The sequence below is a fragment of the Paenibacillus jepli genome (assembly GCF_047238105.1).
Lineage (GTDB): Bacteria > Bacillota > Bacilli > Paenibacillales > Paenibacillaceae > Paenibacillus_D.
In genome coordinates, this window is sequence record NZ_JBDFMD010000001.1 from 2,843,456 (window position 1) to 2,868,565 (window position 25,110).

22 protein-coding genes, 1 tRNA gene, 1 other RNA gene and 1 pseudogene are annotated in these 25,110 nt (G+C 55.3%); 7 read left to right on the forward strand and 18 right to left on the reverse strand.

Features of this window, described 5'->3' with window-relative positions; all coding sequences use genetic code 11:
- Window positions 1-652 precede the first annotated feature (652 nt).
- Window positions 653-1,147, forward strand: coding sequence for a Rossmann-fold NAD(P)-binding domain-containing protein (locus ABC336_RS12600; protein WP_413238978.1), 495 nt, complete (start codon window positions 653-655; stop codon window positions 1,145-1,147).
- A 67-nt stretch (window positions 1,148-1,214) separates the two neighbouring features.
- Here the strand turns inward: ABC336_RS12600 and ABC336_RS12605 are convergent, their stop codons facing one another.
- Genes ABC336_RS12605 through ABC336_RS12615 form a run of 3 tightly spaced genes read right to left on the reverse strand, consistent with a single transcriptional unit; the run spans window position 1,215 to window position 4,503 of the window.
- Window positions 1,215-2,765: an ABC-F family ATP-binding cassette domain-containing protein gene (locus tag ABC336_RS12605; protein WP_413238979.1), complete on the reverse strand. Its 1,551-nt coding sequence runs from the start codon at window positions 2,763-2,765 to the stop codon at window positions 1,215-1,217.
- A 60-nt stretch (window positions 2,766-2,825) separates the two neighbouring features.
- Complete coding sequence (locus ABC336_RS12610; RefSeq protein ID WP_413242503.1) at window positions 2,826-3,992, reverse strand: cation:proton antiporter; 1,167 nt, start codon at window positions 3,990-3,992, stop codon at window positions 2,826-2,828.
- Between the two features lie 7 nt (window positions 3,993-3,999).
- A complete protein-coding gene (locus tag ABC336_RS12615; RefSeq protein ID WP_413238980.1) occupies window positions 4,000-4,503 on the reverse strand; it encodes a cation:proton antiporter regulatory subunit in 504 nt (167 codons plus the stop codon).
- A 224-nt stretch (window positions 4,504-4,727) separates the two neighbouring features.
- Between ABC336_RS12615 and ABC336_RS12620 the strand changes: the two genes are divergently transcribed.
- Window positions 4,728-5,684 (forward strand): calcium/sodium antiporter, encoded by a 957-nt coding sequence (locus ABC336_RS12620; RefSeq protein WP_413238981.1) that lies wholly within the window; start codon window positions 4,728-4,730, stop codon window positions 5,682-5,684.
- Window positions 5,685-6,196: 512 nt separating this feature from the next.
- On the opposite strand, the gene ABC336_RS12625 is transcribed toward ABC336_RS12620, so the two are convergent.
- From ABC336_RS12625 to secG, 6 genes and pseudogenes are all read right to left on the reverse strand, one after another.
- Window positions 6,197-6,850: a hypothetical protein gene (locus ABC336_RS12625; RefSeq protein WP_413238982.1), complete on the reverse strand. Its 654-nt coding sequence runs from the start codon at window positions 6,848-6,850 to the stop codon at window positions 6,197-6,199.
- Window positions 6,851-7,024: 174 nt separating this feature from the next.
- On the reverse strand, window positions 7,025-7,312 hold the full coding sequence (locus ABC336_RS12630) for a stalk domain-containing protein (protein ID WP_413238983.1): 288 nt from the start codon (window positions 7,310-7,312) through the stop codon (window positions 7,025-7,027).
- Between the two features lie 238 nt (window positions 7,313-7,550).
- Window positions 7,551-7,915, reverse strand: a transfer-messenger RNA (tmRNA) gene (ssrA, locus tag ABC336_RS12640).
- A gap of 216 nt (window positions 7,916-8,131) precedes the next feature.
- Window positions 8,132-8,614: an SsrA-binding protein SmpB gene (smpB, locus tag ABC336_RS12645; protein ID WP_413238984.1), complete on the reverse strand. Its 483-nt coding sequence runs from the start codon at window positions 8,612-8,614 to the stop codon at window positions 8,132-8,134.
- A gap of 133 nt (window positions 8,615-8,747) precedes the next feature.
- Window positions 8,748-11,713: pseudogene (rnr, locus tag ABC336_RS12650) on the reverse strand (ribonuclease R).
- Between the two features lie 196 nt (window positions 11,714-11,909).
- Window positions 11,910-12,146 (reverse strand): preprotein translocase subunit SecG, encoded by a 237-nt coding sequence (gene secG, locus ABC336_RS12655; RefSeq protein WP_413238985.1) that lies wholly within the window; start codon window positions 12,144-12,146, stop codon window positions 11,910-11,912.
- Window positions 12,147-12,351: 205 nt separating this feature from the next.
- Here secG and ABC336_RS12660 point away from each other — a divergent pair, with 205 nt between their 5' ends.
- Entirely contained in the window at window positions 12,352-12,615 is a 264-nt protein-coding gene (locus ABC336_RS12660) for a hypothetical protein (protein WP_413238986.1), read from the forward strand.
- Between the two features lie 218 nt (window positions 12,616-12,833).
- A complete protein-coding gene (locus ABC336_RS12665; protein WP_413238987.1) occupies window positions 12,834-13,115 on the forward strand; it encodes an alpha/beta-type small acid-soluble spore protein in 282 nt (93 codons plus the stop codon).
- A gap of 450 nt (window positions 13,116-13,565) precedes the next feature.
- Here the strand turns inward: ABC336_RS12665 and eno are convergent, their stop codons facing one another.
- The 6 genes from eno to ABC336_RS12695 form a co-directional block, all read right to left on the reverse strand.
- Window positions 13,566-14,861 carry a phosphopyruvate hydratase gene (gene eno / locus ABC336_RS12670; protein WP_413238988.1) on the reverse strand — a complete coding sequence of 432 codons (1,296 nt, stop codon included), beginning with the start codon at window positions 14,859-14,861 and terminating at the stop codon, window positions 13,566-13,568.
- A 71-nt stretch (window positions 14,862-14,932) separates the two neighbouring features.
- Window positions 14,933-16,474, reverse strand: a complete 1,542-nt coding sequence (gene gpmI, locus ABC336_RS12675; protein WP_413238989.1) for a 2,3-bisphosphoglycerate-independent phosphoglycerate mutase — start codon at window positions 16,472-16,474, stop codon at window positions 14,933-14,935.
- Window position 16,475: 1 nt separating this feature from the next.
- The gene (gene tpiA, locus ABC336_RS12680; RefSeq protein WP_413238990.1) at window positions 16,476-17,228 is read right to left on the reverse strand and encodes a triose-phosphate isomerase; all 753 of its coding nucleotides are present in this window, start codon (window positions 17,226-17,228) and stop codon (window positions 16,476-16,478) included.
- Between the two features lie 52 nt (window positions 17,229-17,280).
- Window positions 17,281-18,462, reverse strand: coding sequence for a phosphoglycerate kinase (locus tag ABC336_RS12685; RefSeq protein ID WP_413238991.1), 1,182 nt, complete (start codon window positions 18,460-18,462; stop codon window positions 17,281-17,283).
- A gap of 590 nt (window positions 18,463-19,052) precedes the next feature.
- Complete coding sequence (gene gap, locus ABC336_RS12690) at window positions 19,053-20,057, reverse strand: type I glyceraldehyde-3-phosphate dehydrogenase (RefSeq protein WP_413238992.1); 1,005 nt, start codon at window positions 20,055-20,057, stop codon at window positions 19,053-19,055.
- Window positions 20,058-20,190: 133 nt separating this feature from the next.
- Window positions 20,191-21,234, reverse strand: a complete 1,044-nt coding sequence (locus tag ABC336_RS12695) for a sugar-binding transcriptional regulator (RefSeq protein WP_413238993.1) — start codon at window positions 21,232-21,234, stop codon at window positions 20,191-20,193.
- An 833-nt stretch (window positions 21,235-22,067) separates the two neighbouring features.
- Between ABC336_RS12695 and ABC336_RS12700 the strand changes: the two genes are divergently transcribed.
- The 3 genes from ABC336_RS12700 to sda all read left to right on the forward strand — a co-directional run bounded on the left by ABC336_RS12700 (window position 22,068) and on the right by sda (window position 23,403).
- Window positions 22,068-22,142 (forward strand) — tRNA-Arg (locus ABC336_RS12700).
- 151 nt (window positions 22,143-22,293) lie between these two features.
- The gene (clpP, locus tag ABC336_RS12705; protein ID WP_413238994.1) at window positions 22,294-22,875 is read left to right on the forward strand and encodes an ATP-dependent Clp endopeptidase proteolytic subunit ClpP; all 582 of its coding nucleotides are present in this window, start codon (window positions 22,294-22,296) and stop codon (window positions 22,873-22,875) included.
- 225 nt (window positions 22,876-23,100) lie between these two features.
- On the forward strand, window positions 23,101-23,403 hold the full coding sequence (sda, locus tag ABC336_RS12710) for a sporulation histidine kinase inhibitor Sda (protein WP_413238995.1): 303 nt from the start codon (window positions 23,101-23,103) through the stop codon (window positions 23,401-23,403).
- 76 nt (window positions 23,404-23,479) lie between these two features.
- Here the strand turns inward: sda and ABC336_RS12715 are convergent, their stop codons facing one another.
- From ABC336_RS12715 to whiA, 3 genes are all read right to left on the reverse strand, one after another.
- Window positions 23,480-23,605 (reverse strand): hypothetical protein, encoded by a 126-nt coding sequence (locus ABC336_RS12715; protein WP_413238996.1) that lies wholly within the window; start codon window positions 23,603-23,605, stop codon window positions 23,480-23,482.
- Window positions 23,606-23,775: 170 nt separating this feature from the next.
- Window positions 23,776-24,045 (reverse strand): HPr family phosphocarrier protein, encoded by a 270-nt coding sequence (locus tag ABC336_RS12720; RefSeq protein ID WP_413238997.1) that lies wholly within the window; start codon window positions 24,043-24,045, stop codon window positions 23,776-23,778.
- 135 nt (window positions 24,046-24,180) lie between these two features.
- Entirely contained in the window at window positions 24,181-25,110 is a 930-nt protein-coding gene (gene whiA, locus ABC336_RS12725; protein WP_413238998.1) for a DNA-binding protein WhiA, read from the reverse strand.

Here is a 25,110-nt window from a genome sequence, read left to right on the forward strand (position 1 = left end):
AGCTTTATTTTATTATATCAAAAGTCAGCGTATGCCAACAGAACAAACATGCCTTTTGAGGTAAGCGGCCTTTGAATGCCCTTAGCAACCCATCATTCTGTCGAGTACAATCCACATCACCGACTATTTGAATCACTAATCCAGAAGGGAAGCTAACAAAAAAATCTTCCGGTTCCGTAGGCTTCAAAAACCTTGCCCATTCATTCACCGTGTGGTAGCCCCAACAAATGCTGCTGGGGCTTATAAAAGAGTGATGAAGATGGACAACGCAATCAATACTAATTGAGCAACCTACCTTTAGCTTCTCTCTGGAACCCTCTTTATTTACTCTCAGCCGACGGGGTTCGCATGCAGGAGCAGAAGGCGACGCTCGAGAAGCTGAGCGAGAGTAACCTGGACACCGGGTGCGCGTTCCGTTTGAAACTGGCGATGCACGATCTTTGGACAAGTAAGCACATCTTTGCTGACCTTTACTTACACGAATGGATCAGATTGGCGATTCGTTCCTAGCTCAAACCCCATTTAGACCACCCAATTCTGTCCACTTGCCAGGTTCGCCCCGTTGCTCATCGTCCTGATCCGATCCAATAGATAATGGTGATAGCGTGTTGTAAGTGATGGGACTAGCGTTAGTCGCTTCTTGCGCCAGAGGATGCCCCCGCCGCGGCACGCAAATGCCCGCTTGCTGGCCTATCCCGAGCTGGACAAGGAGCACGACAGTGAGCCGCGCATCGCCAGCGGCCGTGCGTACTCGACGTCTAAGCTGTGCAATGTGTTGACGGCCCGCGCTCTGGCTGCCAGTCCGGAGGCGGCGGCGAAGCGATGGCGAGTTGTCTCTTATAGTCCGGGGCCAACACCTGGGACTGGTTTAATGCGCAATACGCCAGTTGTATTTCGCGCCATGTGGGCAGTGGTGGGATGGCCCGGCGTCCGGAATTTCTTCCCACGCTTCAGCAGCAGTCATACGGCTGGCAAGACGCTGGCGAATCTGGTACTTGGTGTTATCGGGATCCCGCAAGGGCGCGTCTATACCGTCCTGCGCAAAAACCGGCTGGATTGGCCACAGCTATCCGAGTTGGCTTCCCGCGACGATGTGATGACGGCGCTGTGGAAGGACAGCGCAACACTGATCGGTCTGTCGGAGTAAATGATGCATGTCGAGAGCCAACCCCTATGAAGCAGTTGACTCAATGATGGAATAAGTTTGAATCCAGCTAGCTTTGCATGGACCAAGACTCTACGTCCCACGTTTTTGTTACGAAATCCTCATAAAAATCAGGCTCGTGAGAGACCAGAATGACAGTACCCTTATAAGCTTGCAGCGCTCGCTTCAATTCGGCTTTCGCGACGATATCCAAATGGTTTGTCGGTTCATCGAACAAAATCCAATTGCTATCTCGCATCATCAGTTTACAAAGACGAACTTTGGCTTGCTCACCACCACTAAGCTGATTAAGCGAACGTGTGATATGATCGTTCTTCAGACCACAGCGAGCTAGCGCCGATCTAACCTCACTCTGAGTCATATAAGAATATTCGTTCCATACGTCCTCTAGCGGCGTTATCGTTGGAGCCTTGGCCTCTTGTTCAAAGTAAGCCGGGAACAAATAATCTCCGCGTGTCGTCTTGCCTTCCAGTGGCGACAGGACGCCAAGGATCGTCTTCAGCAGCGTGGATTTACCTACCCCGTTGCAACCCACAATGGCAATCTTTTCTCCCCGTTCAATGACCATATCCATTTTGGGAAGAAGTGGCTTATTATAACCAATAACCATGCCATCGGCTTCAAATACCATTTTCCCGCTTGCCCTGGCATCTTTGAACTTAAAGCTAGGCTTTGCCGCTTCCTCTGGCTTATCGATAAGTTGAATGCGGTCCAGCTGTTTTTCACGACTCTTTGCTCGTCCAGACGTTGAAGCACGCGCCTTGTTTTTTTGAATAAACTCCTCTTGCTTCTTAATATAGCCCTGTTGCTTCTCATAAGCATCAATATGCTGGGCCTTATTGAGCTCAGCCATTTCTTTGAACTTCTCGTAATTCGCCGTGTAACGCGTCAACTTCGCAAACTCAAGATGATAGATTACGTTAACGACCTGATTCATAAAACTGGTTTCATGGGAAATTAACACAAAGGAATACGGATAATTTTTCAAATAATTCGTTAGCCAGTTAATATGCTCCTCGTCCAAATAGTTCGTGGGCTCATCAAGTAAGAGAACGCCCGGCTTCTCTAGTAACAGCTTGGCAAGCAGAACCTTAGTACGCTGACCCCCGCTAAGTGCGGTCACATCCCGGTCAAGGCCAATGGCATGAAGCCCTAGTCCATTCGCCATTTCATCCACCTTCACATCGATGAGATAAAACCCGCTCATTTCAAGTTGTTCTTGGACTTCACCCATCCGTGATAACAACTGTTCCAGCGTATCGGAATCCGCATCGCCCATCTGAGCGATAATCTGATTCAGTTCCTCTTCTAATACGAGTAAAGGTGAGAAGGCATCCTTTAAGACATCACGGATCGTTTTACCCGCTTCAAGCTTCGTATGCTGATCTAAGTAACCATATTGCACGCGTGGTGTCCAATCGACTTTCCCCTCGTCCTTCAATTGCTTACCCGTCAGAATATTCATAAGTGTAGATTTACCTGTCCCATTCGCACCTACCAAACCGACACGTTCACCCTCAAGCAAACGAAAAGTTACATTTTTAAATAACACCCGATCGCCAAACGTATGGGTTAGCTGTTCAACTGTCAACAAACTCATTGCTCTCTATCTCCATTCATGTATGAACCCTAATTAAGGTCGGGGTCAGGGCGATTCAAGTTATCCTTCGGCCGTCGTCTGTTCTGCACTGGCTTTTTTCTTCCGGGCAAATAGCCGGTTGGCGATTGCGGGGGCAGCCTGAAACAGAAGAATGCCGATGATTGCCGATGACAGGATGAAGATGCTCCCGAATGCTTTTAGTGCGCCTGTGGCGAGGCTTGCAATAATAATCGAGAATTCGCCGCGCTGTGTCAGGGACAGTCCGGCCCGAAGCGAGACCTTGCGGCTCAGGCCATACGATTGCCCGCCCCAATAGCCGATAGCGATCTTCGACAGGATGGACCATAGCAGGATAACCAGAAGCAATCCGACCATCGGAATGCCTTCGTCGAAGCTGATCGTCGTGCCGAAGTATAAGAAAAAGACAGGCATAAGCAAATCTCTGGATCGAACGACCATCGATTCAAGCTCATGCGTCCGGCGAACCTCGGCAAGCATAATGCCGGCCAGAAAAGCGCCAAGCACCTCGGAGAGGTCGAGCAACAGCGCCAAGCCGCCATAAGCGAGCGCAAGACCGATAATGAACAGGATGAACAAATCTTGGTTCATATATTTGTCGAAGAACGGGCCCAGCTTGCTGAAGGCAAACCGCCCCAGCAGCACCGCTCCGGCGACCAAAGCGACGACCTTCACGACCAGCAAGGACATAGAACCGACGGTAACAGCTGTGCCGGCAGTCAGTCCGACCAGCACCGCGACCAGAATCGGTGCGACAAGATCCTCGAAGATAAGCAATCCGAGCAGAAATTCCGACTCCGGATTCGCCATGCGCTTGGAGCTCTCAAGCAGCTTGGCCGTAATGGATGAGCTGGTCGCATAGACGATGCCGCCGACGATCAGCGAAGCGATCAAATCCAATCCCATTACCGTACAAAGCAGCGTCGTCACGCCGAGACTGAGCGCGACATCGAGCAGGCCCGCACGAAGCACCTTCTTCGCAATGGTCATGAGCTGCTTGATAGGGAATTCCATGCCGAGCATGAAGAATAACAGAACGATACCGATTTCGCCTGCGAAATGAAGCAGATGAGTGTCCGCTATTATACTGCTGACGACGATTCCGAGTATAATAAAAATGACGACTTCCGGTATTCTCGCCTTGGAACCGACAAAGCCGGCGAAGAACAGAAGCAGAAGAATCAGGCCGGCGCTTAACAGTTCAGGCATCTGCACGTCAAGCGCCAGCTCCCTTTTCGCAACGGGTCATAAACTGACGCATAGGTTCGTTTTTGCCAACTGCCATGACAATATCCCCGTCGCGAAGCATTAATTCGCATCCGGGATTAACCTGAAAGTTCTCGGATTGAATGATGCCCACGATCGAAACGTCCTCCGGGAGCAGCTTTTGTATCTCTTCGAAATTTTTGTCCACAAATGGCGACCCTGCATGGATTTCGATCCATTCCATCACGACTTGCTTCCGCAAGATGTGCAGACGCTCAAGCTTATCGCTCTGTTCGACCTCCATCGTCGTCCCCAGTAGCTGAGCGCCGATCTCTCTGGTTTCTTCCGAAGAAAGAGACATCGTGAAGGCCGCTTCGTCGTCATCCGCATCTTCAAAGAAATACAACTCCCGCTTGCCGGTATGATGCGCAATAATCGCCATCATCTGATTATCTTTAGTAATGCAGGAAATCCGCTTTCCGACTCCCGGCAAACTGGACTTATTCATTTTCATAGTACGTTCGACCCTTTCATGCAACGGATAGACTTCAGGGCGATGCGCATTTTCATCCTGCTGCATAGTTAATTATTTATATTATACTTGTTATTGGTGTTCGCCGCTACCGGCTGAGGCCGATTAGCCGCGGCAGAGAAGTGAATGAACCGCAGGACAGGAATAAAGGGATGAAGAATGGTTGAAGCTTAAAGCATAGTTCGTATGCCGGAGGAGATGAGCGATTGAGTTATCTATTATTAATGGTCGGTTTCGGACTATTGATTGCCGGAGCCAATTATTTCGTCGAAGGGGCTTCGAAGATTGCCGCCTTGCTCCGCGTGTCGCCGATGATGGTCGGCCTGACCATCGTCGCGTTCGGCACAGGCTCGCCGGAGGCGACGGTGAGCATCATAGCGGCAACGAACGGCAATGCGGGCGTATCGCTTGGCAATGTGATCGGGAGCAATGTTTTCAATACGACGCTGGTTGTCGGGGCGGTCGCCTTGATTATGGCTATTCAGGTGACCGGTGCAACGATAAAGAAGGAAATCCCGTTTATGCTGCTGGCGAGCGTAGCGCTTTTGCTGGTAATCAGCGATCCGGCCTTGCAGCAAAGCGACGACAGCCTGATCACGCGGGGAGACGGCTTGATCCTGCTGCTTTTCTTCGCGATTTTTATGTATTACATATTCGAAGCGGCCCGCAACAGCAGGGAAGAGACGGGCGAACGGCAGACGGGAGCGGTTCAGGCGCCTTGGGGCAAAAATATACTGTATACGGCAGCCGGACTGGCTGCCATCGTCTATGGAGGCCATCTTGTCGTGAAGCATAGCACGACGATTGCGCTGCAATGGGGAATGACGGAAACGCTGGTCGGTCTGACGATTGTGGCGGCAGGCACTTCCTTACCGGAGCTGGTGACATCGGTCGCGGCAGCGCTTAAGAAGCAGAACGAGATTGCCGTCGGCAATATTGTCGGCAGCAATATATTTAATATTTTGTTCGTGCTGGGCGTTTCTTCGGTCATTTCTCCGCTGGAAGCGGCTTCCGGCATCGGGACCGATGTTGTCATACTCATTGTGCTTACGGGGCTGCTGCTGATCGTCTCTCGCACCGGCTACAAGATCGGAAGAATCGAGGGGGTCATTCTTACTTTGGCTTACGCGGGTTATATGGCATTCATCCTCATCCGTGGATAGTGCATCGGCAAATCGCTCCAGCTGCCAGACCGCATCCCTTCTTCTCTTCAATAAGCTCCTGTGGTGTCGATGAGCAAGTGACACCCGGAGGGAGGGCGCGTATGGCCAGTAAGGGCTTCAACAAGTTCTTTTGGGGCTTTTGGTCATGAGTAAAACAGACTCTGTACACTGGCCTCGATCTCAGAACCAAGCCAGAACCAAGTCGCAGGTGCTCCACCCCTCGCGTGACTTAGCATAAGTCCGTTATCCGTCTGAAGGATTTCGGCTCTGCAAGATGGCTGAGTCCCCCCAACCACTGGTAATACCTGTTTCCGCCCAGAAGGCGGAGAGTGAAGGGAAACGAAATTTCGTGTATTCAAGGTGCGTCAAATTTGACCCGCCTCCGCACTCGGCCAGATCGACCGCGAAAAACACCCGTGTACACTGATCCGACTCTCGGTTGAGTACCGCGCGCAGTAAATTCCGCAAAGACTAATAAAGCCCCCACCGACACGAGTCAGTGAGGGCTTGTTTTACGCTTTTACAACTACGCCACTACCAATTATACTTTCAGTGCAGGTTTGAGGATGCTTTGTCATTACAAAATACATTTCGCCGGCTGGCACATTTGTAAAGTCGTAATGTCTCCACATCCCGTGTCTAAAACGAGCTGTTGTTATTGCGCCATTCCCAACTGAATACAAGGTAATGTCATAATAACTATAGTCACTACCGTTATACCCATGTTCCTCTTCCCACTCACCTAAAGCAGAGATTCGTACAGTGCCACGGTTTGGATTAATCATTCTTTGAGAAGTCAGTTCTGCTCTAAAATTAAAGTTGAAATAATATGGTAGCGGGTTGTTATTTATTGCGTAATCATAATAATCGACCCCATTTCCCGGCAAAGATTCTTCAAATACATGGGATGGGTCATTATACATCTCTTCAATTTCAGCCAAAAGTGCCCCATCAGTAACCTCATACATTTTAATTTCACGTGTAGAGTCCATAATTAACGGTGTCTCAGAATAAACTTTATAGTAGTTTTCTCTCACCTTTGCTTCATCATTAGTACTGTCAGTGAAGAAGTTTAGTTTTGAAGTGTCGGCGTAAGAAAAACCCGCAATTACAGAAGCAATTAATAGCATAGACAAAGTCAACAAGATGCCCTTCTTATTAAACATAAAGACCTCCCAAGTTGAATTTAAAACCGATTCACTAATCCCCTCTTCTCCTTATAATCTGAAACAAGAAATAATCGGCTCTTTTAATTAGACTCCCGAAACCACCCAAAAGTTGCACTAATTTACAAATTTGCTTTCTTCTTATCGCCCAGCCATCAGCCCAGGCGGCTATTATTATGCCACGGTAATCGACGCCGTCTTGCATGGACCATTCCAGGCCACTGTTCCGCCCAGGATCTCGCCGACGGCCCGCAGAGCCACATCCGTCACGCCGTCCAGCAGCAGGCCCGCAACAGGTTTGCCATCCACCGCGGCCGTCTTGGTGACGTTGTCCCAGCCTACTACGCGGCCAGCCGCCTCGCCTACCGACCGGAGTGGCGCAAAGGCTCGGCAATCGATGATCAGGCCGTAAGTGACCTCTTGCCCGTTGACCCACACTATAGCGGCGGGGAACTGTGGCACTGAGACATCTCCGTCTAAGATCCGCTTGGTGGCGGCAACCACCTGCGCCTGCGTCGGCCGATGTCCAGCCCGGTACTACGCCGTCGACGGAGCAGCCACCGAAAAATGGGCACCGAAGAGGTGATTCGGATCGCAGGCAGCATGCTTGCGATCATCTCAAAGGAGCTGTTTCAACAAGCTCAGACCAAAATGGATGCCAACAAGCAAAAACCACATCCTCATGAAGATGTGGTTTACATGGTGGAGGCGAGGGGAGTTGAACCCCTGTCCGAAGATAACGGCGCATGTGCTTCTACGGGTGTAGTCACAGTTTTGATGTCACCCAGGCGAGCGCCCCGTAACCGGCTACCGCAAGGGTCAGCCTGATTGTCTTCTTCAGCACACCCCAGGCGGAGATGTGACAGCGTAGTCCACTAAAGTTGAGCCCCTATCCTAGCACATGGACGATGCTAGGTAGAAGCACGTGTGCAGGTTATTAAGCTGCTACAGCGTAGTTTGTTTGTTGTTTGCCGTTTAATAGGCTTTAGCGTTGATGAAGCGGACGCGTCCCCACTACCCGCCACCCATGCTCGAACTATCCCCGTCGAATCCAGAAACGCCCCCGAGTTAGGAGTCGTCCGGATCAGCGAAGGGCCATTCGCTAGCTTCAGCAAATGTGCTTCGAGCCGGTGCATATGACGATGATCTATCCGATCAAGTCACCTCTATAGTATACCACATCCCGCGCGGAATTGCTCGCCCGTGTTACTGGGCATCCTGGCGAGATCAGGCAGACCAACCAGCGGTCATGCCAGTGGTGCATACGTCTTATAACAAAACTCAGCGCGCCACTTTCTGGCGTTCCCGCAGAGCCCGCTGGATGTCACGCTGGGCATCTTTCTTCGCAGCAGATTCGCGTTTATCGTACTGCTTTTTACCTTTACCCAGACCAATCAACAGTTTAGCGAAGCCATTACGCGAATAGATCTTAAGCGGTACGATAGAGTAGCCCTCTTGCTTGGAGAGGCCGAGCAGCTTGCTGATCTGCGCCTTGTGCATGAGCAGCTTGCGCGCCCGCGTCGGATCGGTAGGATTATGACGGTTGCCCTGCTCGAACGGGCTGACATGCATATTATGGATGAAAATCTCGCCGTTGCGGATCGTCGCGAACGCATCGCTAATATTGGCCCGCCCCTGACGGATCGACTTGATCTCCGTTCCGGTCAGGACCATCCCCGCTTCGAACGTCTCTTCGATGAAATAGTCATGAGAAGCCTTCTTGTTCTGCGCAAGCGGCCGGTCATCGGTCTTCTTCTTGGCCATGAGCCTCACTCCTCACTGCCGTTTACGACACGTTGATTCCTGGCTGAGCCAGACATTTATTGTAACAAGAACGGCAGGGGAAATCAATATCCCCCTGCCCTCATCGCCTTCCGCAGACACCGCCCGCCGACGGCTATTTCTTCTTCTTGCGGACGAAGGCAGCCATGCTGCTGCCGCCTTTGCCGCCCTTGCTGCCTTTCTTGCGCTTGGCGCCATTGCCGCTGCCGGAGCCGAACGGCCCGCCAGGCCCGCCGCTGCGCTTGCGCGGACCGGCGCCGCGGCCCCGGCCGGAGCTCTCGTCCTCGCCAGTGTCCCGTCCGGCACCATCGCCGCGGATCGGCAATCCCCACATGTCTGTGCGGATGCCGCCCTTGCGCTCGCCGCCTGCACGTCCAGCCGCTTCGCCGCCCGCTTGCTCAGCCGCTTCGCCGCCAGCGCGCCGCGCCCCGGCCTCGCCGCTGTTAGCGTCGCGCTCACGCCCGCCGTCTGCGCCTCGCTCACGCCCGTCGCCCGGCCGCTCCGCCTGCTCCTCGCGTCCCGAGCGGCGCCGCGCCGCCCCGGGCTCCTCGCCGGACCAGTCGCCCTGCTCGCTGCCCTCGGGCAGATCCCACGTGCCGCGCCCGATATGGCCGACCAGCCGGGCCTTGCCGGTGCGGGCCCTCGGCGCAGACGCAGCACCTTGCCCATCACGCGCTTGCCCGCCTTGGCGCGCCGGGCCGGCCTCAATCGTGCCCTTGCGGCCTTTCTTGCCCTTGGCCGTACCGGCCGCTCCCGCAGCAGGCGCCGACGCGCCCGGCTTGGCGCCCCGCTTGCCGCCGCCACGCTTGGCTCCCGCATCGGAGGAGGCGCTGCGCTCGGTCTTCTGGCGCTTGCCGCCCCATACCTCGCTCTTGCCGGGGCCAGCCCCGCGGCCGCGCGGCGCGCTGCCGTAGTAGCCCTTACCGCCGCCCTCGCGCGGCTTCATGTCGAGCAGCTCGAAGTCGATCGTATGCTCCTCCATATTGACCCGCGACACCCGGATCTTCAGCTCGTCGCCGATCCGGAACTGCCGCGAGGTGCGCTCGCCGATCAGCATCATATGCTGCTCGTGGAAGTGGTAATAGTCGTCATTAAGATCGCTGAGCCGGATCAGCCCTTCGACCGAGTTCTCCAGCTCGACGAAGATGCCGAAGCTGGTGACGCTGCTGATCATGCCTTCGAATTCTTCGCCGACCTTGTCCAACATATATTCGCACTTCTTGAGCTTCTCGGTGTCCCGCTCGGCGTCTACCGCCACACGCTCGCGCGTCGAGGAATGCAGCGCCGCCTCCGGCATCCATGCCTCCAGCGCCTCGTGACGGCTAGCTGGCAGCGTCCCGCCGTTCTCCAGCACCTCCCGGATCACCCGGTGGATGACCAGGTCGGGATAACGCCGGATCGGCGAGGTGAAGTGCGAGTAGAACTCCGCCGCCAGGCCGAAGTGGCCGAGGCTCTGCGGATCATACTTGGCCTGCTTCATCGAGCGCAGCATAACGGTGGAGATGACCGTCTCCTCCTTGGCGCCGCGCACGTCATCGAGCAGCGTCTGGAGCGCCCGCGGATGGACCGCGTTGCCCTTGCCTTTGACGCTATAGCCGAAATTGGCCGCGAACTGGACGAACGCCAGCAGCTTCTCCGCGTCCGGGTCCTCATGGATCCGGTACAGGAACGGCACCTTGAGCCAGTGGAAATGCTCCGCCACCGTCTCATTGGCCGCCAGCATGAACTCCTCGATGATCTGCTCGGCGACCGAGCGCTCGCGCTTGACGATATCCACCGCTTTGCCGTTCTCGTCTACGATTACCTTGGATTCCGTGAATTCGAAGTCGATGGCGCCCCGCTTCATCCGCTTCTTGCGCAGCTTCATCGCCAGCTCTTCCATCAGCTTGAACATATCCAGCAGGCCGCTGTAGCGCTCCTGCAGCTGGGCATCGTCCTCAGTCAGCAGCTTGCGCACATTGCTGTACGTCATCCGCTCCTTGGTGCGGATCACGCTCGTGAACACGTCGTGACGCACCCGCTTCAGCGTCTTGGCGTCGAACTCCATCTCGCACGACATCGTCAGCCGGTCAACCTGCGGATTGAGCGAGCAGATGCCGTTGGACAGACGATGCGGCAGCATCGGGATGACCCGGTCCACCAGATAGACGCTGCACCCCCGACGGAACGCCTCCTGATCGAGCGCAGACTTATCCTTTACATAGTAGCTGACATCGGCGATATGCACGCCCAAGATATAGTTGCCGTTCTCGGCCCACTCGACATTGACCGCATCATCGAGGTCCTTGGCGTCCTCGCCGTCGATCGTGACGATCGTCTTCTCCCGCAGATCGCGGCGGCCCTGTTGGACGATCTCTTCCTCCGTGATCGTATCCGGCGCAGCCTCGGCTTCCTTCATCACGTCATCGGGGAAGGACTCCGGCAGCTGATGCTTGCGGATGATCGAGAGGATATCGATGCCCGGGTCGTCCTTATGTGTCCCAGCACCTCGACGATCTCGCCCTCGGCCGCTGAGCGGCCTTCCGGATAGTTGACGATGCGCGCGACGACCTTCTGGCCGCTCACCGCCCCCTTGAACTCGCCCTTGGGGATAAAAATATCGCGGTTGATGCGTTTGTCATCCGGGATGACAAACGCATACACCTCGTGGTTCTCGAACGTCCCGACCACCTGCGTCACCGCACGCTGGACGATCCGTACGACTTCGCCCTCGACGCGGCCGCCGTTCTCGCTCCGTCCCGTGACGCGCAGCAGCACCGTATCGCCGTTCATGGCGCTTTTCAGATCATTGGCATTGACATAGATGTCCGGCTGACCCTTGTCGTCCGGCAGCAGGAACGCAAATCCCTTCATATGCACCTGCAGCCGTCCCCGCACCAGGTTCATCCGCTCCGGGACGCCGTAGCGGTCGCTGCGCGTGCGCAGGATCTTGCCGCTCGACTCCAACTCATTGAGCAGTTTTAGGAACGCCTTGAACACAGCGGCGTCATTGATCTGGAATTGCTCTTCCAGCTCCTGGTACGTCATCGGCTTGTACGCCGTCTCCCGCATAAAATCCAATATCTCTTGCTCGGTTATCATTCACTCACCTCAGAGCCGGACGGGATGCTACCGAAGCATCCGGGTCCGGGCAGATAAATAGCCATATTATAAGTAGTATACACGAATCAGGGGACTCACAATCGTAAATCCATCAACATTCAACAATTCTCTCGCCCATAGCCTCTTTCGTGAACACAAAAAAAGCAGGGTCCCCCCTGCTTTTGGCTGTTATACGTTAGTTGGATACAAAGTAAGCAACGACCAGCGCCAAAATGAAAAATCCGGTCGCCAGGGCAACAGTCAGACGCTGCAGGAACAGGTCCAGTCCGCGCGCTTTCTGCTTGCCGAACAGATGCTCTGCGCCGCCGGAGATCGCTCCAGCCAGACCAGCACTCTTACCCTTCTGCAGGAGGACAACCGCAATCAAACCCAATGCGAAAATGACCAACACAATCTTAAATGCTTGTTCCACAATTCCACCTCCTGATTAAGTAAGCTTGCATAGTCCGAAGCGCGAAGCGCCGGGATAAATAAAAAACACACTTATATAGTCTAGCACAACTAGCGCTAGTTGACAATATGAGCCCCGCAAAATGACTGTATTCCGCTTCGCGATTTTTGGTTATATAAAGGATATAGGCTGGCCGCAAGACCCAACCCCTGGAAGGAGCGTGAACATGATGAATCAAGCCCCACCAACCAATAATAACAATCCCCAAGGCGGAGGAGAAAATCCCGTCGAGCCTAGAAAAAAGCACTGGATCGTCCTCTCGGCAATCGTCGGTTCCGTCTTCATCATCCTGCTGGTCATGGGCATCAGTCTGGACTGGTTCTCCAATAGCAATATCAATGAACCGCCGGCAGGGCAATCAGGCCCAGGCATTGAACAGCCCGACCCGCCAGCGATCCATGATTCAACCCTGGACAAGCTGCAGGAGTAATCCGGACTGACGGAAGAGGAGCATCCGCGGACCGAACGCCTTCTATACGACAAATGGAGATGGCCGCTGCGCCATCTTCTTTACTTGTGTGCGCTATGACGAAAGACGGCTTCACCAGCGATAAAATTCCACAGTCCCCCTCGCCGTGCCACTGCCTCCTCTTATTCTCCGCACGGACCGGGCATACTAACGGCAAAACCGCAAAAGGAGCGAGGCACATGGCCAGAAGAAGGAGAAGGCAGTATATAGTCCCGGGGGCAGAACAGGCGATGCAGCAGTTTAAAGCCGAAGTCATGAAAAAAGAGGGCTACACCGTCAATCCATCACAGCCGGACGACGTCAAATACGAGGTGGCAGGCAAGCTGGGCATCCCGCTCAAGCAGGGGGACAACGGCGATCTGACTACCGAATCAGCCGGCCACATCGGCGGCAGGATCGGCGGCTCGATGGTCCGCGAGATGGTCCGCTTGGCCCAGGAAGGGCTCGCCCGGAGGCAGTAGCGCCATGAGTGAAACGGTACAGCGCAGACAGGGACCGGCACCCGGCTAGATGCATTTTCAGGCTGTTGAAAAATCTTAGCATTCCAGTATGGAGAGTAAGGGCATTATTGGAACAGCGTGCGACGAGGGGCTGTAAGCACCATTTTGCTTAGCGCGGTTGGCCCGCGCTCGGAGCGCCGCTCCTAGCATCATTTTGGTGCTTAGAGGACTCGGGTCGGTGCTGTACGCACCATTTTGGTACTTAGAGCGGTCAGCCGATGCTCGAGGAAAGGCTCTACATGCAGTTTGGTGCTTAGAGTGCCCTCTTCTTTACCGCCAGGACGAATTTTGAGGGCAGCCTGACTTCTGCCCTTATCATTCGGCCAGAGAGCGCAGAGGGTCTGCGCCGCAAGTAAACACCACAACAAAAAGGAGATGGCCGCCGGCCATCTCCTCTTTCATGTCTATTTCTTACTTCTTGAAGTTCTTCAGGTTGTAGAACGCCGAAGCGCCAGCGTAGATCGCTGTCGAACCCAGTTGGTCCTCGATGCGGAGCAATTGGTTGTACTTCGCTACGCGGTCTGTACGGGAAGGAGCACCCGTTTTGATCTGACCGGCGTTCGTTGCTACAGCGATATCAGCGATCGTGCTGTCTTCGCTCTCACCGGAACGGTGGGAGATAACAGCTGTGTAGCTAGCACGCTTCGCCATTTCGATCGCGTCGAACGTCTCAGTCAGCGAGCCGATTTGGTTCACTTTAACGAGGATCGAGTTGCCTACGCCTTGCTCGATGCCTTTGGACAGACGCTCGGTGTTGGTAACGAACAGGTCGTCGCCTACGAGTTGGACTTTGCCGCCCAGCTTGTCCGTCAGCAGCTTCCAGCCTTCCCAGTCGTCCTCGGCGATGCCGTCTTCGATGGTGATGATTGGGTACTTGTCAACCAGACCAGCCAGGTAGTCTACGAACTCAGCGGAAGTGAACGAGCGGCCTTCGCCTTCGAGATGGTACTTGCCATCTTTGAAGAACTCGGTGGAGGCCACGTCCATGCCCAGGTAGATGTCTTCGCCAGCTTTGTAGCCTGCGCGCTCGATCGCCGAGATGATCGTCGTGATCGCTTCTTCGTTGGAGCCCAGGTTCGGTGCGAAGCCGCCCTCGTCGCCTACAGCCGTATTCAGACCTTTTTCTTGCAGAACAGCTTTCAGGCTGTGGAAGATCTCAGCGCCGATCCGCAGCGCTTCCTTGAAGCTCTCTGCGCCAACTGGCAATACCATAAACTCTTGCACGTCGATGTTGTTATCGGCATGCTCGCCGCCGTTGACGATGTTCATCATCGGTACTGGCAGAGTCTTCGCGTTGAATCCGCCCAGGTACGTGTACAAGGGAACGTCCAGCGCGTCAGCAGCCGCACGAGCGACAGCCATCGACACAGCGAGGATCGCGTTAGCGCCAAGTTTCCCTTTATTCGGCGTTCCGTCGAGCTCGATCATGGCACGGTCGATCGCCACTTGGTCAAGCGCGTCGAGTCCGATAATTTCCGGGGCAATAATCGTGTTCACATTCTCGACAGCTTTCAGCACGCCTTTGCCCAGGTAGCGGGATTTGTCGCCGTCACGCAGTTCGACAGCTTCGAAGGCGCCTGTGGATGCGCCGGATGGCACGATCGCACGGCCTTTGCCGCCGGACTCAAGAGCCACTTCTACTTCAACAGTCGGGTTGCCGCGGGAGTCCAGCACTTCGCGTGCGTATACATCAGTAATGATAGACATGAAACATGAACACTCCTTTGTGGTTGGTAGTCTGATCTATTATACCTTCTATGGGCCTTGCTCCGCAAAATTTAGTCGCGCTTGATCAGCGTGGTGCCTGTCATTTCATCCGGCTTGCCCAGGCCCATCAGATCCAGCACGGTCGGTGCCAGATCCGCCAGGATGCCGTCCTCGCGCAGCTGTGCCGAAGCGTCAGTGACGATCACCGGTACCGGGTTCGTGGTGTGCGCGGTGAACGGACGGCTCACCTCGTCCAATACGAGATCCGCATTGCCGTGATCCGCTGTGATGATCGCCACGCCGCCTGTGGCCAATACAGCCTCGACGACTTGTCCCATGCACTCGTCCGTCACTTCGACCGCCTTGATCGTCGGCTCCAGCATGCCGGAGTGGCCGACCATGTCAGGGTTAGCGAAATTCAGAATAATGACATCGTGATTCTCCGCCTCGATCTCCTTGACCGCAGCCGCTGCCACTTCATACGCGCTCATCTCGGGCTTCAGGTCGTAGGTAGCAACCTTCGGCGAGTTGATGAGGATGCGCGTCTCGCCCGGCAGCTCGACATCGCGGCCGCCGCTGAAGAAGAAGGTGACGTGCGGGTATTTCTCGGTCTCGGCGATCCGCAGCTGCTTCTTGCCGTTCTGCACGAGCACCTCGCCCAGCGTGTTGTCCAGATTCTTCGGCGCGTAAGCGACATAGCCGCCCACCGTCTCCGAGAACAGGGTCAGGCAGACGAAGTGCAGGTTCTTCGGCTGGCGCTCGCCGCGGTCGAAGTCGCGGAAGTCCGCGTTGTTGAACACATTGGACAGCTGGATCGCCCGGTCGGGACGGAAGTTGAAGAAGATGACCGAATCCTCGGACTCGACCAATCCGACCGGCTGGCCGTCCGCTCCGACGATAACCGACGGCTCGACGAACTCGTCGAACACCGACTTCTCGTACGATTCGACGATCGCCTTTACCGGATCGGCATAAGCCGGGCCTTCACCGTACACCATCGCCCGGTAAGACTTCTCCACGCGATCCCACCGCTTGTCGCGGTCCATCGCGTAGTAGCGCCCTTGCACCGTAGCGATCTTGCCTACGCCCGTCTCCTCGATCTTGGCCTGCAGCGCCTCCATATAGCCGCGCGCGCTGTCCGGCGCGACATCCCGGCCGTCCAGGAAGCAATGGATGTACACGTCATCCAACTGCTCCTGCTTCGCCAGCTCCAGGAGCGCGAACAGGTGAGCGATATGACTGTGCACGCCGCCATCGGAGAGCAGACCATATAGATGAAGCTTCTTGCCATTCTGCTTGGCATGCTTGACTGCGCCCAGCAGCGTGCCATTGGTGAAGAAATCCCCTTCGCGGATCGACTTGGTGATCCGGGTCAGATCCTGATAGACGATCCGGCCCGCGCCGATGTTCAGATGGCCGACCTCGGAGTTGCCCATCTGGCCTTCCGGCAGGCCGACCGCTTCGCCGCAAGCGGTCAGCGTGGCGTGCGGATAGTTCGCCAGATAGCGGTCATAATTGGGCTTCTTCGCTTGCGCGACCGCATTGCCATGCGTTTCGCCGCGCAGACCGAAGCCGTCCATGATGATCAGTGCAACCGGTCCTGAGACTGCCATCTTACTTGGCCCCCTCGATCAATTGGATGTAAGAGGCAGGCTCCAGGCTGGCGCCGCCGACGAGCGCGCCGTCGATGTTATCTTGGCCCATGTACTCGGCGATGTTGCCTGGCTTTACGCTGCCGCCATATTGGATCCGTACCGCATCGGCAGTAGCTGCATCGTACAGGTCAGCGATGACGCTGCGGATGTAGGCGATGACGTCCTCTGCATCTGCAGAAGTCGAGGATTTGCCTGTGCCGATCGCCCAAATTGGCTCGTACGCCACCACAACCTGTGCCGCCTGCTCTGCACTCAGACCTTTGAAGGCTTCCGTTGTCTGTACTTTGCAGACGTCCTTCGTTTGATCGGCTTCACGCTCTTCCAGCTTCTCGCCTACGCAGACGATCGGCAGCAGGTCGTGCTTGAATGCCGCATGGACTTTTTTGTTCACGATCTCGTCCGTCTCACCGAAGTATGCGCGACGCTCGGAATGTCCGAGGATGACATACTTCACGCCCAGCTCCTTCAGCATCACGCCGCTGATCTCGCCCGTGTACGCACCATTGTCCTCGAAGTGGACATTTTGCGCACCGATGGCAATGGTCGTGCCTTGAGCGGCCTCGACCAGCGCCGGCAGCGCGATGTATGGAGCACAGATGACGCTTTCTACGCCGTCGATCTCCGCTTTGCCTTTCACGTCTGCGAAGAAAGCTTTCGCCTCAGAGACGGTTTTGAACATTTTCCAGTTGCCTGCGATGATTGGTTGTCTCACCTTGTGTTCACGTCCTCTCGAAAGTATCTCTCGCTGCTGACCGCAGCAGGTCTTACTTGTCGTTCAGTGCCTCGACGCCTGGCAGCTTCTTGCCTTCCATGAACTCCAGCGAAGCGCCGCCGCCTGTCGAGATGTGGTCCATCCGATCCGCCAGACCGAACTTCTCCGCAGCAGCTGCCGAGTCGCCGCCACCGATCACAGTGTAGCCTTCGGTCTCTGCACAAGCTTGAGCCACAGCCCGCGTTCCATGGGAGAACGGCTCGATCTCGAAGACGCCCATCGGTCCGTTCCAGACGACCAGCTTGGAGCCTTTGATAACCTCAGCATACTTCTCGCGAGTCTTCGGTCCGATGTCGATGCCTTCCCAGTCCGCAGGGATGCCGTCTACGTCGACTTCTTGCGTGTTGGCGTCCGCACTGAAGTCGTCGGTAACGATGATGTCGACTGGCAGCAGGAAGTTCTTGCCCAGCTCCTTGGCTTTGTCGATGAAGCCCTTCGCCAGGTCCAGCTTCTCGTTGTCGACCAGCGATTTGCCGATCTCATGACCTTGCGCCTTGAAGAACGTATAGGACAGGCCGCCGCCGATCAGGACATTGTCCGCGATCTCCAGCATTTTGTTGATGACATCGATCTTGTCCTTAACCTTGGAGCCGCCGACGATGGCCGTGAACGGACGATCCGGGTTCGACAGCGCCTTGCCCAATACATCCAGTTCCTTCTCCATCAGCAGACCCGATACTGCCGGCAAGTGTGCAGCGATACCGGCAGTCGAAGCATGCGCACGGTGAGCCGCGCCGAACGCGTCGTTCACGTACAGGTCAGCCAACTCAGCCAGCTGCTTCGCGAACTCGGCATCGTTTTTCTCTTCTCCCGCGTTGAAGCGCAGGTTCTCGAGCAGCAGCACGTCGCCAGCTTGCAGCTTCTCGGCTTGCGCCTTCACAGCCGCGCCTACTGTCTCGTCAGCTTTGACGACCGATTGGCCCAGCAACTCGGACAGACGCTCGGCCGCCACAGTCAAGCGCAGCTCTTCGACCACTTGTCCGTCCGGACGGCCCATGTGGCTCGCCAAGATGACCGAAGCGCCGTTCTCGATCAGGTACTTGATCGTTGGCAGCGTCTCGCGGATTCTTGTATCGTCTGTAATTTTACCATTTTCCACAGGCACATTAAAATCCACGCGTACAAATACGCGTTTGCCTTGCACCTCTACGTCTTTCACACTTTTCTTGTTCATCGTGACGCCTCCTTCAAGGTATGTGCCTTTAACCAATAGTAGCCCCGAATTTGCGGGGGCAAACCGGGACTACCATCATCGATTCCCTTGGGGAACCGTTCTTCCAATCAGGTTCCCTTAGGTCCCTGCCATGCCAATGGTTCCCCCAAGGGAACCCGTCTTCCCATCAGGTTCTCTCGGAGAACCCACCTTGCCCTTAGGGCCAGTCCTCGCAGAGGACGAAGCCTTGCTTGGGAGCCAGGTCCCCGAAGGGGGCCTAAGCTCTGCTCTTGCGTCCAGCCCTCGGAGAGGGCTAAGCTCTGCTCTTGCTTTTGGGAGCTGGTCCTCGCAGAGGGCCTGGCTTTGCTCTGCTTTTGGGAGCCAGGTCCCGGAGGGGTCGAAGCTCTGCTCTTCACGCTTTACGCTTGTCGCCGACTGAGAGCGTGTCCCGGAGGGACGACAAGCGGCTCGTTCATCTTAAGTATCGTGCCTCCTGAAGCCCGGCAGTCCCCTCGTGGTTACTTCCGGGGGTCCAGGGGGCGGCGCCCCATGGAGCCCCCCTTTGGGATAAAGGGGGGTTGGGGGGAATCCGAAATGGGGTTGCTAGGGGTTTACAAACCCTTAGCCGCGATGTAAGCCGCCAAGTCAACGACACGGTTCGAATAGCCCCACTCGTTGTCGTACCACGAAACCACTTTAACCATGTTGCCTTCAACAACCATAGTCGACAGCGCGTCGATGGTGGAGGAAGCTGGGTCGCCGTTGTAGTCGCTCGATACGAGCGGCTCGTCGGAGTAGTTCAGGATGCCTTTCAGCGGGCCGTCTGCAGCTTCTTTCAGCGCAGCATTCACTTCTTCAACCGTAACGTTGGATTTCACTTCAGCTACCAGGTCAGTCACGGATACGTTAGGTGTAGGAACGCGCATAGCCATACCGTTCAGTTTGCCTTTCAGCTCTGGCAGGACCAGGGATACCGCTTTGGCAGCGCCAGTGGAGGAAGGAATGATGTTCTCGGCAGCAGCGCGCGCACGACGAAGGTCTTTGTGCGGTACGTCGAGTACAGCTTGGTCGTTCGTGTAGGAGTGGATCGTAGTCATCATGCCTTTGACGATGCCGAACTTGTCGTTGAGGACTTTGGCGAACGGCGCCAGGCAGTTGGTTGTACAAGAAGCGTTGGAGATGATCGTATGTGCAGCAGCGTCATATTTGTCTTCGTTCACGCCCATGACGATGGTGATGTCTTCGTTCGTAGCAGGAGCGGAGATGATAACTTTCTTCGCGCCGCCTTTCAGGTGAAGCTCAGCTTTTTCTTTAGCGGTGAAAATTCCAGTGGACTCCACAACGATCTCTACGCCATGCTCGCCCCAAGGCAGGTTGCCAGGATCGCGCTCTGCGAAGACTTTGATTTCTACGCCGTCAACAACCAGCGCGCCTTCTTTAGCTTCAACTTTAGCGTCGAGCGTACCGTGAGTCGTATCGTATTTCAACAGATGGGCCAGCGTGCTGGTATTCGTCAGATCGTTGACAGCCACGATTTGCACGTCGGGATTGTTCAGCGCTGCACGGAATACGTTGCGGCCGATGCGGCCAAATCCATTAATACCTACTTTAACCATTGTTTTTGCCTCCTAGAATTTGGTGTAGTGGTGGTGCTATATCTTAAGATGCCGCAGCCGATAAACAGCCGTGTGCATCATGATATCTTCATCTTTACCCTTAATAGAGGGTGTTCAAAAAGATCGCTTTTGATCACTTCGGCTGGCCATCCGTCTCCATATGGCGGATGATCTCCTCCGCCGCCGCTTCATCAGTGACCAGCACATCGTCATGGCCAAAATGCATCACGGCAGCGATCGCCTCGCCCTTGCTCCGTCCGCCGGCGATCCCGATGACGACCTCGGTCGACTGGATGTCCTCCAGCCGCAGTCCGGCTGTCTTCATCCGGTGGACGACCTGCCCCCGCCGGTCGAAGTAGAAACCGAACGCCTCGGCGAGCGCGCCCTCCTCCCGCATCGCTGCGGTGACCGCTTCGTCCACCCGGCGGCGGCGGGCCATCACCATCGCGTCGCCGATGCCGTGCACGACCATCCTCGCGCTGCGGACGACCTCGACGATCTCACGGATGTTGGGCTCCTGCATGAGGGACGTATACGCGTCGTCGCTCAGATGATCCGGCACGTGGAGCAGCCGGTACTGTGCGCCGGTGCGCTTGGCCATCGTCGAGACGATCGTATTGGCCTGGTAGTCCAGGCTCTCGCCCAGACCGCCCCGTGCCGGCACGAAGCGGATGCCCCGCAGCAGTGTCGGCGAGACGAGCTGATTGGCCACCTGGGCCATCGTCGATCCGCCGGTGACGGCGATCACGTCGCCAGCCTGCATATACTTCAGCATCGCCTGGCAGCCGGCCCGGCCCAGCTCGCGCTTGGCCTGCTCGGAGGTGTCCGAGTCGCCCGGGACGATCGTCACCTGCCGCAAGCCGAAGTACTGGCGGATCCGCTCCTCCGCCTCCGAGAGCCCGAACAGCTCGCTGACGATCGGCTCGATCTCCTCCACCAGGCGGCGCCCCGACTCGCTGATCCTCACGCCCGAGGACTGCACATCGAGCAGTCCGAGCGCCTTCAGCTCATCGATCTCGGCCCGCATCGTCCGCTCGCTCATCTGGAGCGAGCCCGCCAATGCCCGGCGGCCGATCGTATGGGATTGCTTCACCTGCTGGAGGATGGAGTATCGTTTGCGGAAGATATCCAACATGTCCGGCAGAAGCTGCTGCTGCAATTCGATGATTCTGCGCATCTTGCATTCACTCCTGTGGCTCCGGTTCTGGCTGCGCCGGTATTCTCCTGGCCGGCGCCTCCGGTTGGACGTTTTTTGTCCCGGTATATCGTTTTTAGTCCCACCTTTATTGTATCGAATATTCCCGCCGCTTGCAAGACTTGACATCATGATGTTATCAGGCTTCCACACTTGCCCGCCCAATATTAACAGATTCTTATTGTTGCCTTTGATGCGGGCTGCTTTACTGACACTCCGTCTACCATGCCCCACTGACTGGCGATGACTCCTGCTTGACCTGCTTGCGGACACAGTAGACCATATTCAAGCCTTTAACTACTTTTACGGCACTCATGCGGACAGACGATCCGTTAACTGGCTTGTTGACGCCCATTTGGCCTGTTCATCTGACAAATAGCGGATCGCCTGTCCGCACCTCCCGCATATTCAAAGCTTTGTTTGAATTAGACGCTGCTGTGTCCGTTCAACGTAGCCGGATTGTATAATGAAGCTAATCGCATCCTCCAGACTGTTGAAAAAGCGCCGATGGGTACGGAATCGATTCTGGAGAAGCGTAGCGTTCGCCTTTGTTCCCGGATTTCCCCCCTTAAAAGGGGTCCAAAATTCAAGAAATCTGGGAACAACAGCGATCGGAAGAACGATCCGTTACCTTGAGGCTTTATTTTTCAACAGTCTGATCCTCCCTATTATTCATCAGTCGCCGTCCCGGCATAATGTACCAGCGCCGACTTGTCTGAATAATCTTATTTCAGCGATGCCCTTGCTTTTTACTCTGATATCCCATATAATAAATCTCGCTATCCTCCATCCGTGGAGGGCAGATTTGCTGCTATGCGCCCGTGGTCCAATGGATATGACGTAGGCCTCCGGAGCCTGAGATCGAGGTTCGATTCCTCGCGGGCGCGCCATTTACTTACTAGCCATACTAATGACTAAGACCGCAAGGTCGCTTTTTTTTATCCGGTGTTTGACTATCTTTGACTTTTGTTTAAGGATGAATTATGATAAGACTATCAAGTCATTTTGACCACTATACGTTTGGAGGGAGCTCGATTGGAAATGAATTTCGTACCTATGGTTATTGAGCAGAGCAATCGCGGGGAACGCGCCTATGATATCTATTCCCGCCTGTTGAAGGATCGCATCATCTTCCTCGGCAGCGGTGTAAATGATGTCGTCGCCAACTCCATCATCGCCCAGATGCTGTTCCTGGCCGCCGACGATCCGGAGAAGGATATCAGCTTGTACATCAACTCTCCGGGTGGATCGATCACAGCGGGGATGGCTATCTTTGATACGATGCAATACATCAAGCCGGACGTATCCACGATCTGTGTAGGTATGGCCGCTTCCATGGGCGCCTTCCTGCTTGCTGCCGGCGCCAAAGGCAAACGTTATGCGCTCCCGAACAGCGAAGTGATGATCCATCAGCCGCTCGGCGGAGCCGAAGGCCAAGCCAGCGATATCGAGATTCGCGCCAAGCGCATCCTGAAGATGCGCGACAAGCTTAACCACATCCTTGCCGAACGTACCGGTCAGCCGCTGGAGCGGATCGAGAAGGACACCGACCGCGACTACTTCATGAGCGCCGAAGAAGCTCAGAAGTACGGTCTCGTCGATAAAGTCATCGAGAAAATCTAAGCTGCCGCTAAGTCAGCAAGTTTCCGCCAGCCCCGTACCCGATGCGGGGCTGGTGTCTCCTCGAATTCACATACCACACTCCTCTCGATATGTCAAGAAAAATTCAATCCTCTGAATTGCGGAAGACGCACTATCCATTTCATGGTAAGATGTTTAACAAGCAAACCTCCCATAATCATACAACTCTAGGCTTGTTTTTGAAACCAATTAATGGAGTGCATTTTCATGAGAATGTCGAACCCCTTTCTTACGATGCGCAACTTTATAAAGTCCAGTCACCCGTATGCGTCGCAAGCTGCAGCTGCACCAGCTGAGGCTTCGATGCGCCGCAGATCGGATCGTTCAGAAAGCCTGACTTCAGCCGGATTCAAGGACAAGACCATGCTCCTGAAGCCGCTGAATGACAAGCATCTGCTGGAAGTTTACCGTGAAGCCAAGGCCATGCGTCTGTCCGACGACTTCATCCGTCTGATCGAGCATGCGCTGGATCAACGAGGCATCCTTCGCCAGGAACTTCAGCAGCGCTGATCGAGACGCTGTCTGTCCAAGCGCTCGGAGAAGACCGCACCCCGCCGGGGTGCGGTCTTCTGTCGTTCCCCGCCTATCACGCCACCATGCTCTCGCGGCCCCCATAGCATGTAGACACATCGCGCCAGCCTCCCATGCCGCCGACCCGTCTGACCCCCATCGGTCGCTGGCCTTCCAAGCCAAATTTTCGTTTCACGCCCAAAGAGGCATGCCTCATCCCCCCGCTCATGCGGCAGTTTGGAGCATGCCTCCTGCATCAGCCCCCGCCTCATACACATCGCATGAGAGGAGCCTCACAGCTCATATAAACTGCAAAAAAGCCCCTCAAGGGAGCCCTTCACGCTATGCCTGACGGCAGCTCTACAGGGCCGCCTATTGGTTCTCCAGCTCTTCCTTGCTCACAAGTGAGACTAAAGCGGTTACAGCTTGTTCTGCGTCCGAACCTTCTGCACTAATGTGAACTTCGGTACCCGAGCTGATCGCTAAGCTCATAATCCCCATGATGGATTTGGCATTCACTTTTTTATCGTCTTTCTCCACAAATACTTCCGAAGAGAACTTGTTCGCTTCCTGCACGAAAAGTGCTGCCGGTCTAGCATGGAGACCTGTCTTCAATCGAACGACCACCGGATGCCTTGTCATTAAAACCATACCCCCTATAACATATTACAATCCTGATTGATTAATTGGCATTGTTGGTTATTGCCTCGCGCCTGATACCAAGCCTTTTACACACTATTATAGCATTATAACACTGATCGCACTAGGTTGAAAAGTTTAGCCGTTTCTTATTTTTTCTGCAAGCTCATCGAGCTTCCGCAGACGGTGATTAACCCCCGATTTGCTCACTTTGCCCTTCAGCAGGTCCCCGACCTCTTTGAGGTTGATATCCGGGTGCTGCAGACGGATCCGGGCGACCTCCTGCAGCTTCTCCGGGAGGGTGTCCAGTCCCATCTCGCGTTCGATCAGCCGGATGTTGTCGATCTGCCGGACTGCGGCGCCGATCGTCTTGTTCAGGTTGGCGGTCTCGCAATTGACGATGCGGTTGACGGAGTTGCGCATATCCCGCATGATCCGCACGTCCTCGAACTTGAACAGCGCCTGATGGGCGCCGATCATATTGAGCAGCTCGATGATCTTCTCGCCTTCCTTGATATAGAAGATGAAGCCCTTCTTGCGCTCGATGCAGCGCGCATTCAGACTGAACCGGTTGGCGAGCTGCACCATGGCCTTGCAGTGCTCCTCGTACATGCAGGCGATCTCCAAATGATAGGACGAGCCCTCGGGATTGTTGACCGAGCCGCCGGCCAGGAACGCCCCCCGCAGATAGGATCGCTTGCAGCACGACTTGCGGATCATATCCTTGTCGATGCCCTGATTGAACATGAAGCCCTCGGAGACGATCCGCAGCTCCTGGAGGATCTCCTGCGCCCGCAGCGGCACCCGGACGATGTAGACGTTGTTCTTCTTCAGCCGCATCTTCTTGCGCACCAGAAGCTCTGTATGCACGGCAAACAGCTTTTTGATCAGCGTATAGATCCGCCTTGCGATTGCGGCATTCTCGGTGGAGACATCGAGGATCACCTTGCGGTTAGCCACATTGACCGACCCATTCATCCGGATGAGTGCGGACAGCTCAGCTCTTTCGCAGCAGGCGTCGGTTTCCACCATGGTCAGTTCTTTTTTTGTTTGAGCCGCAAAGGACAA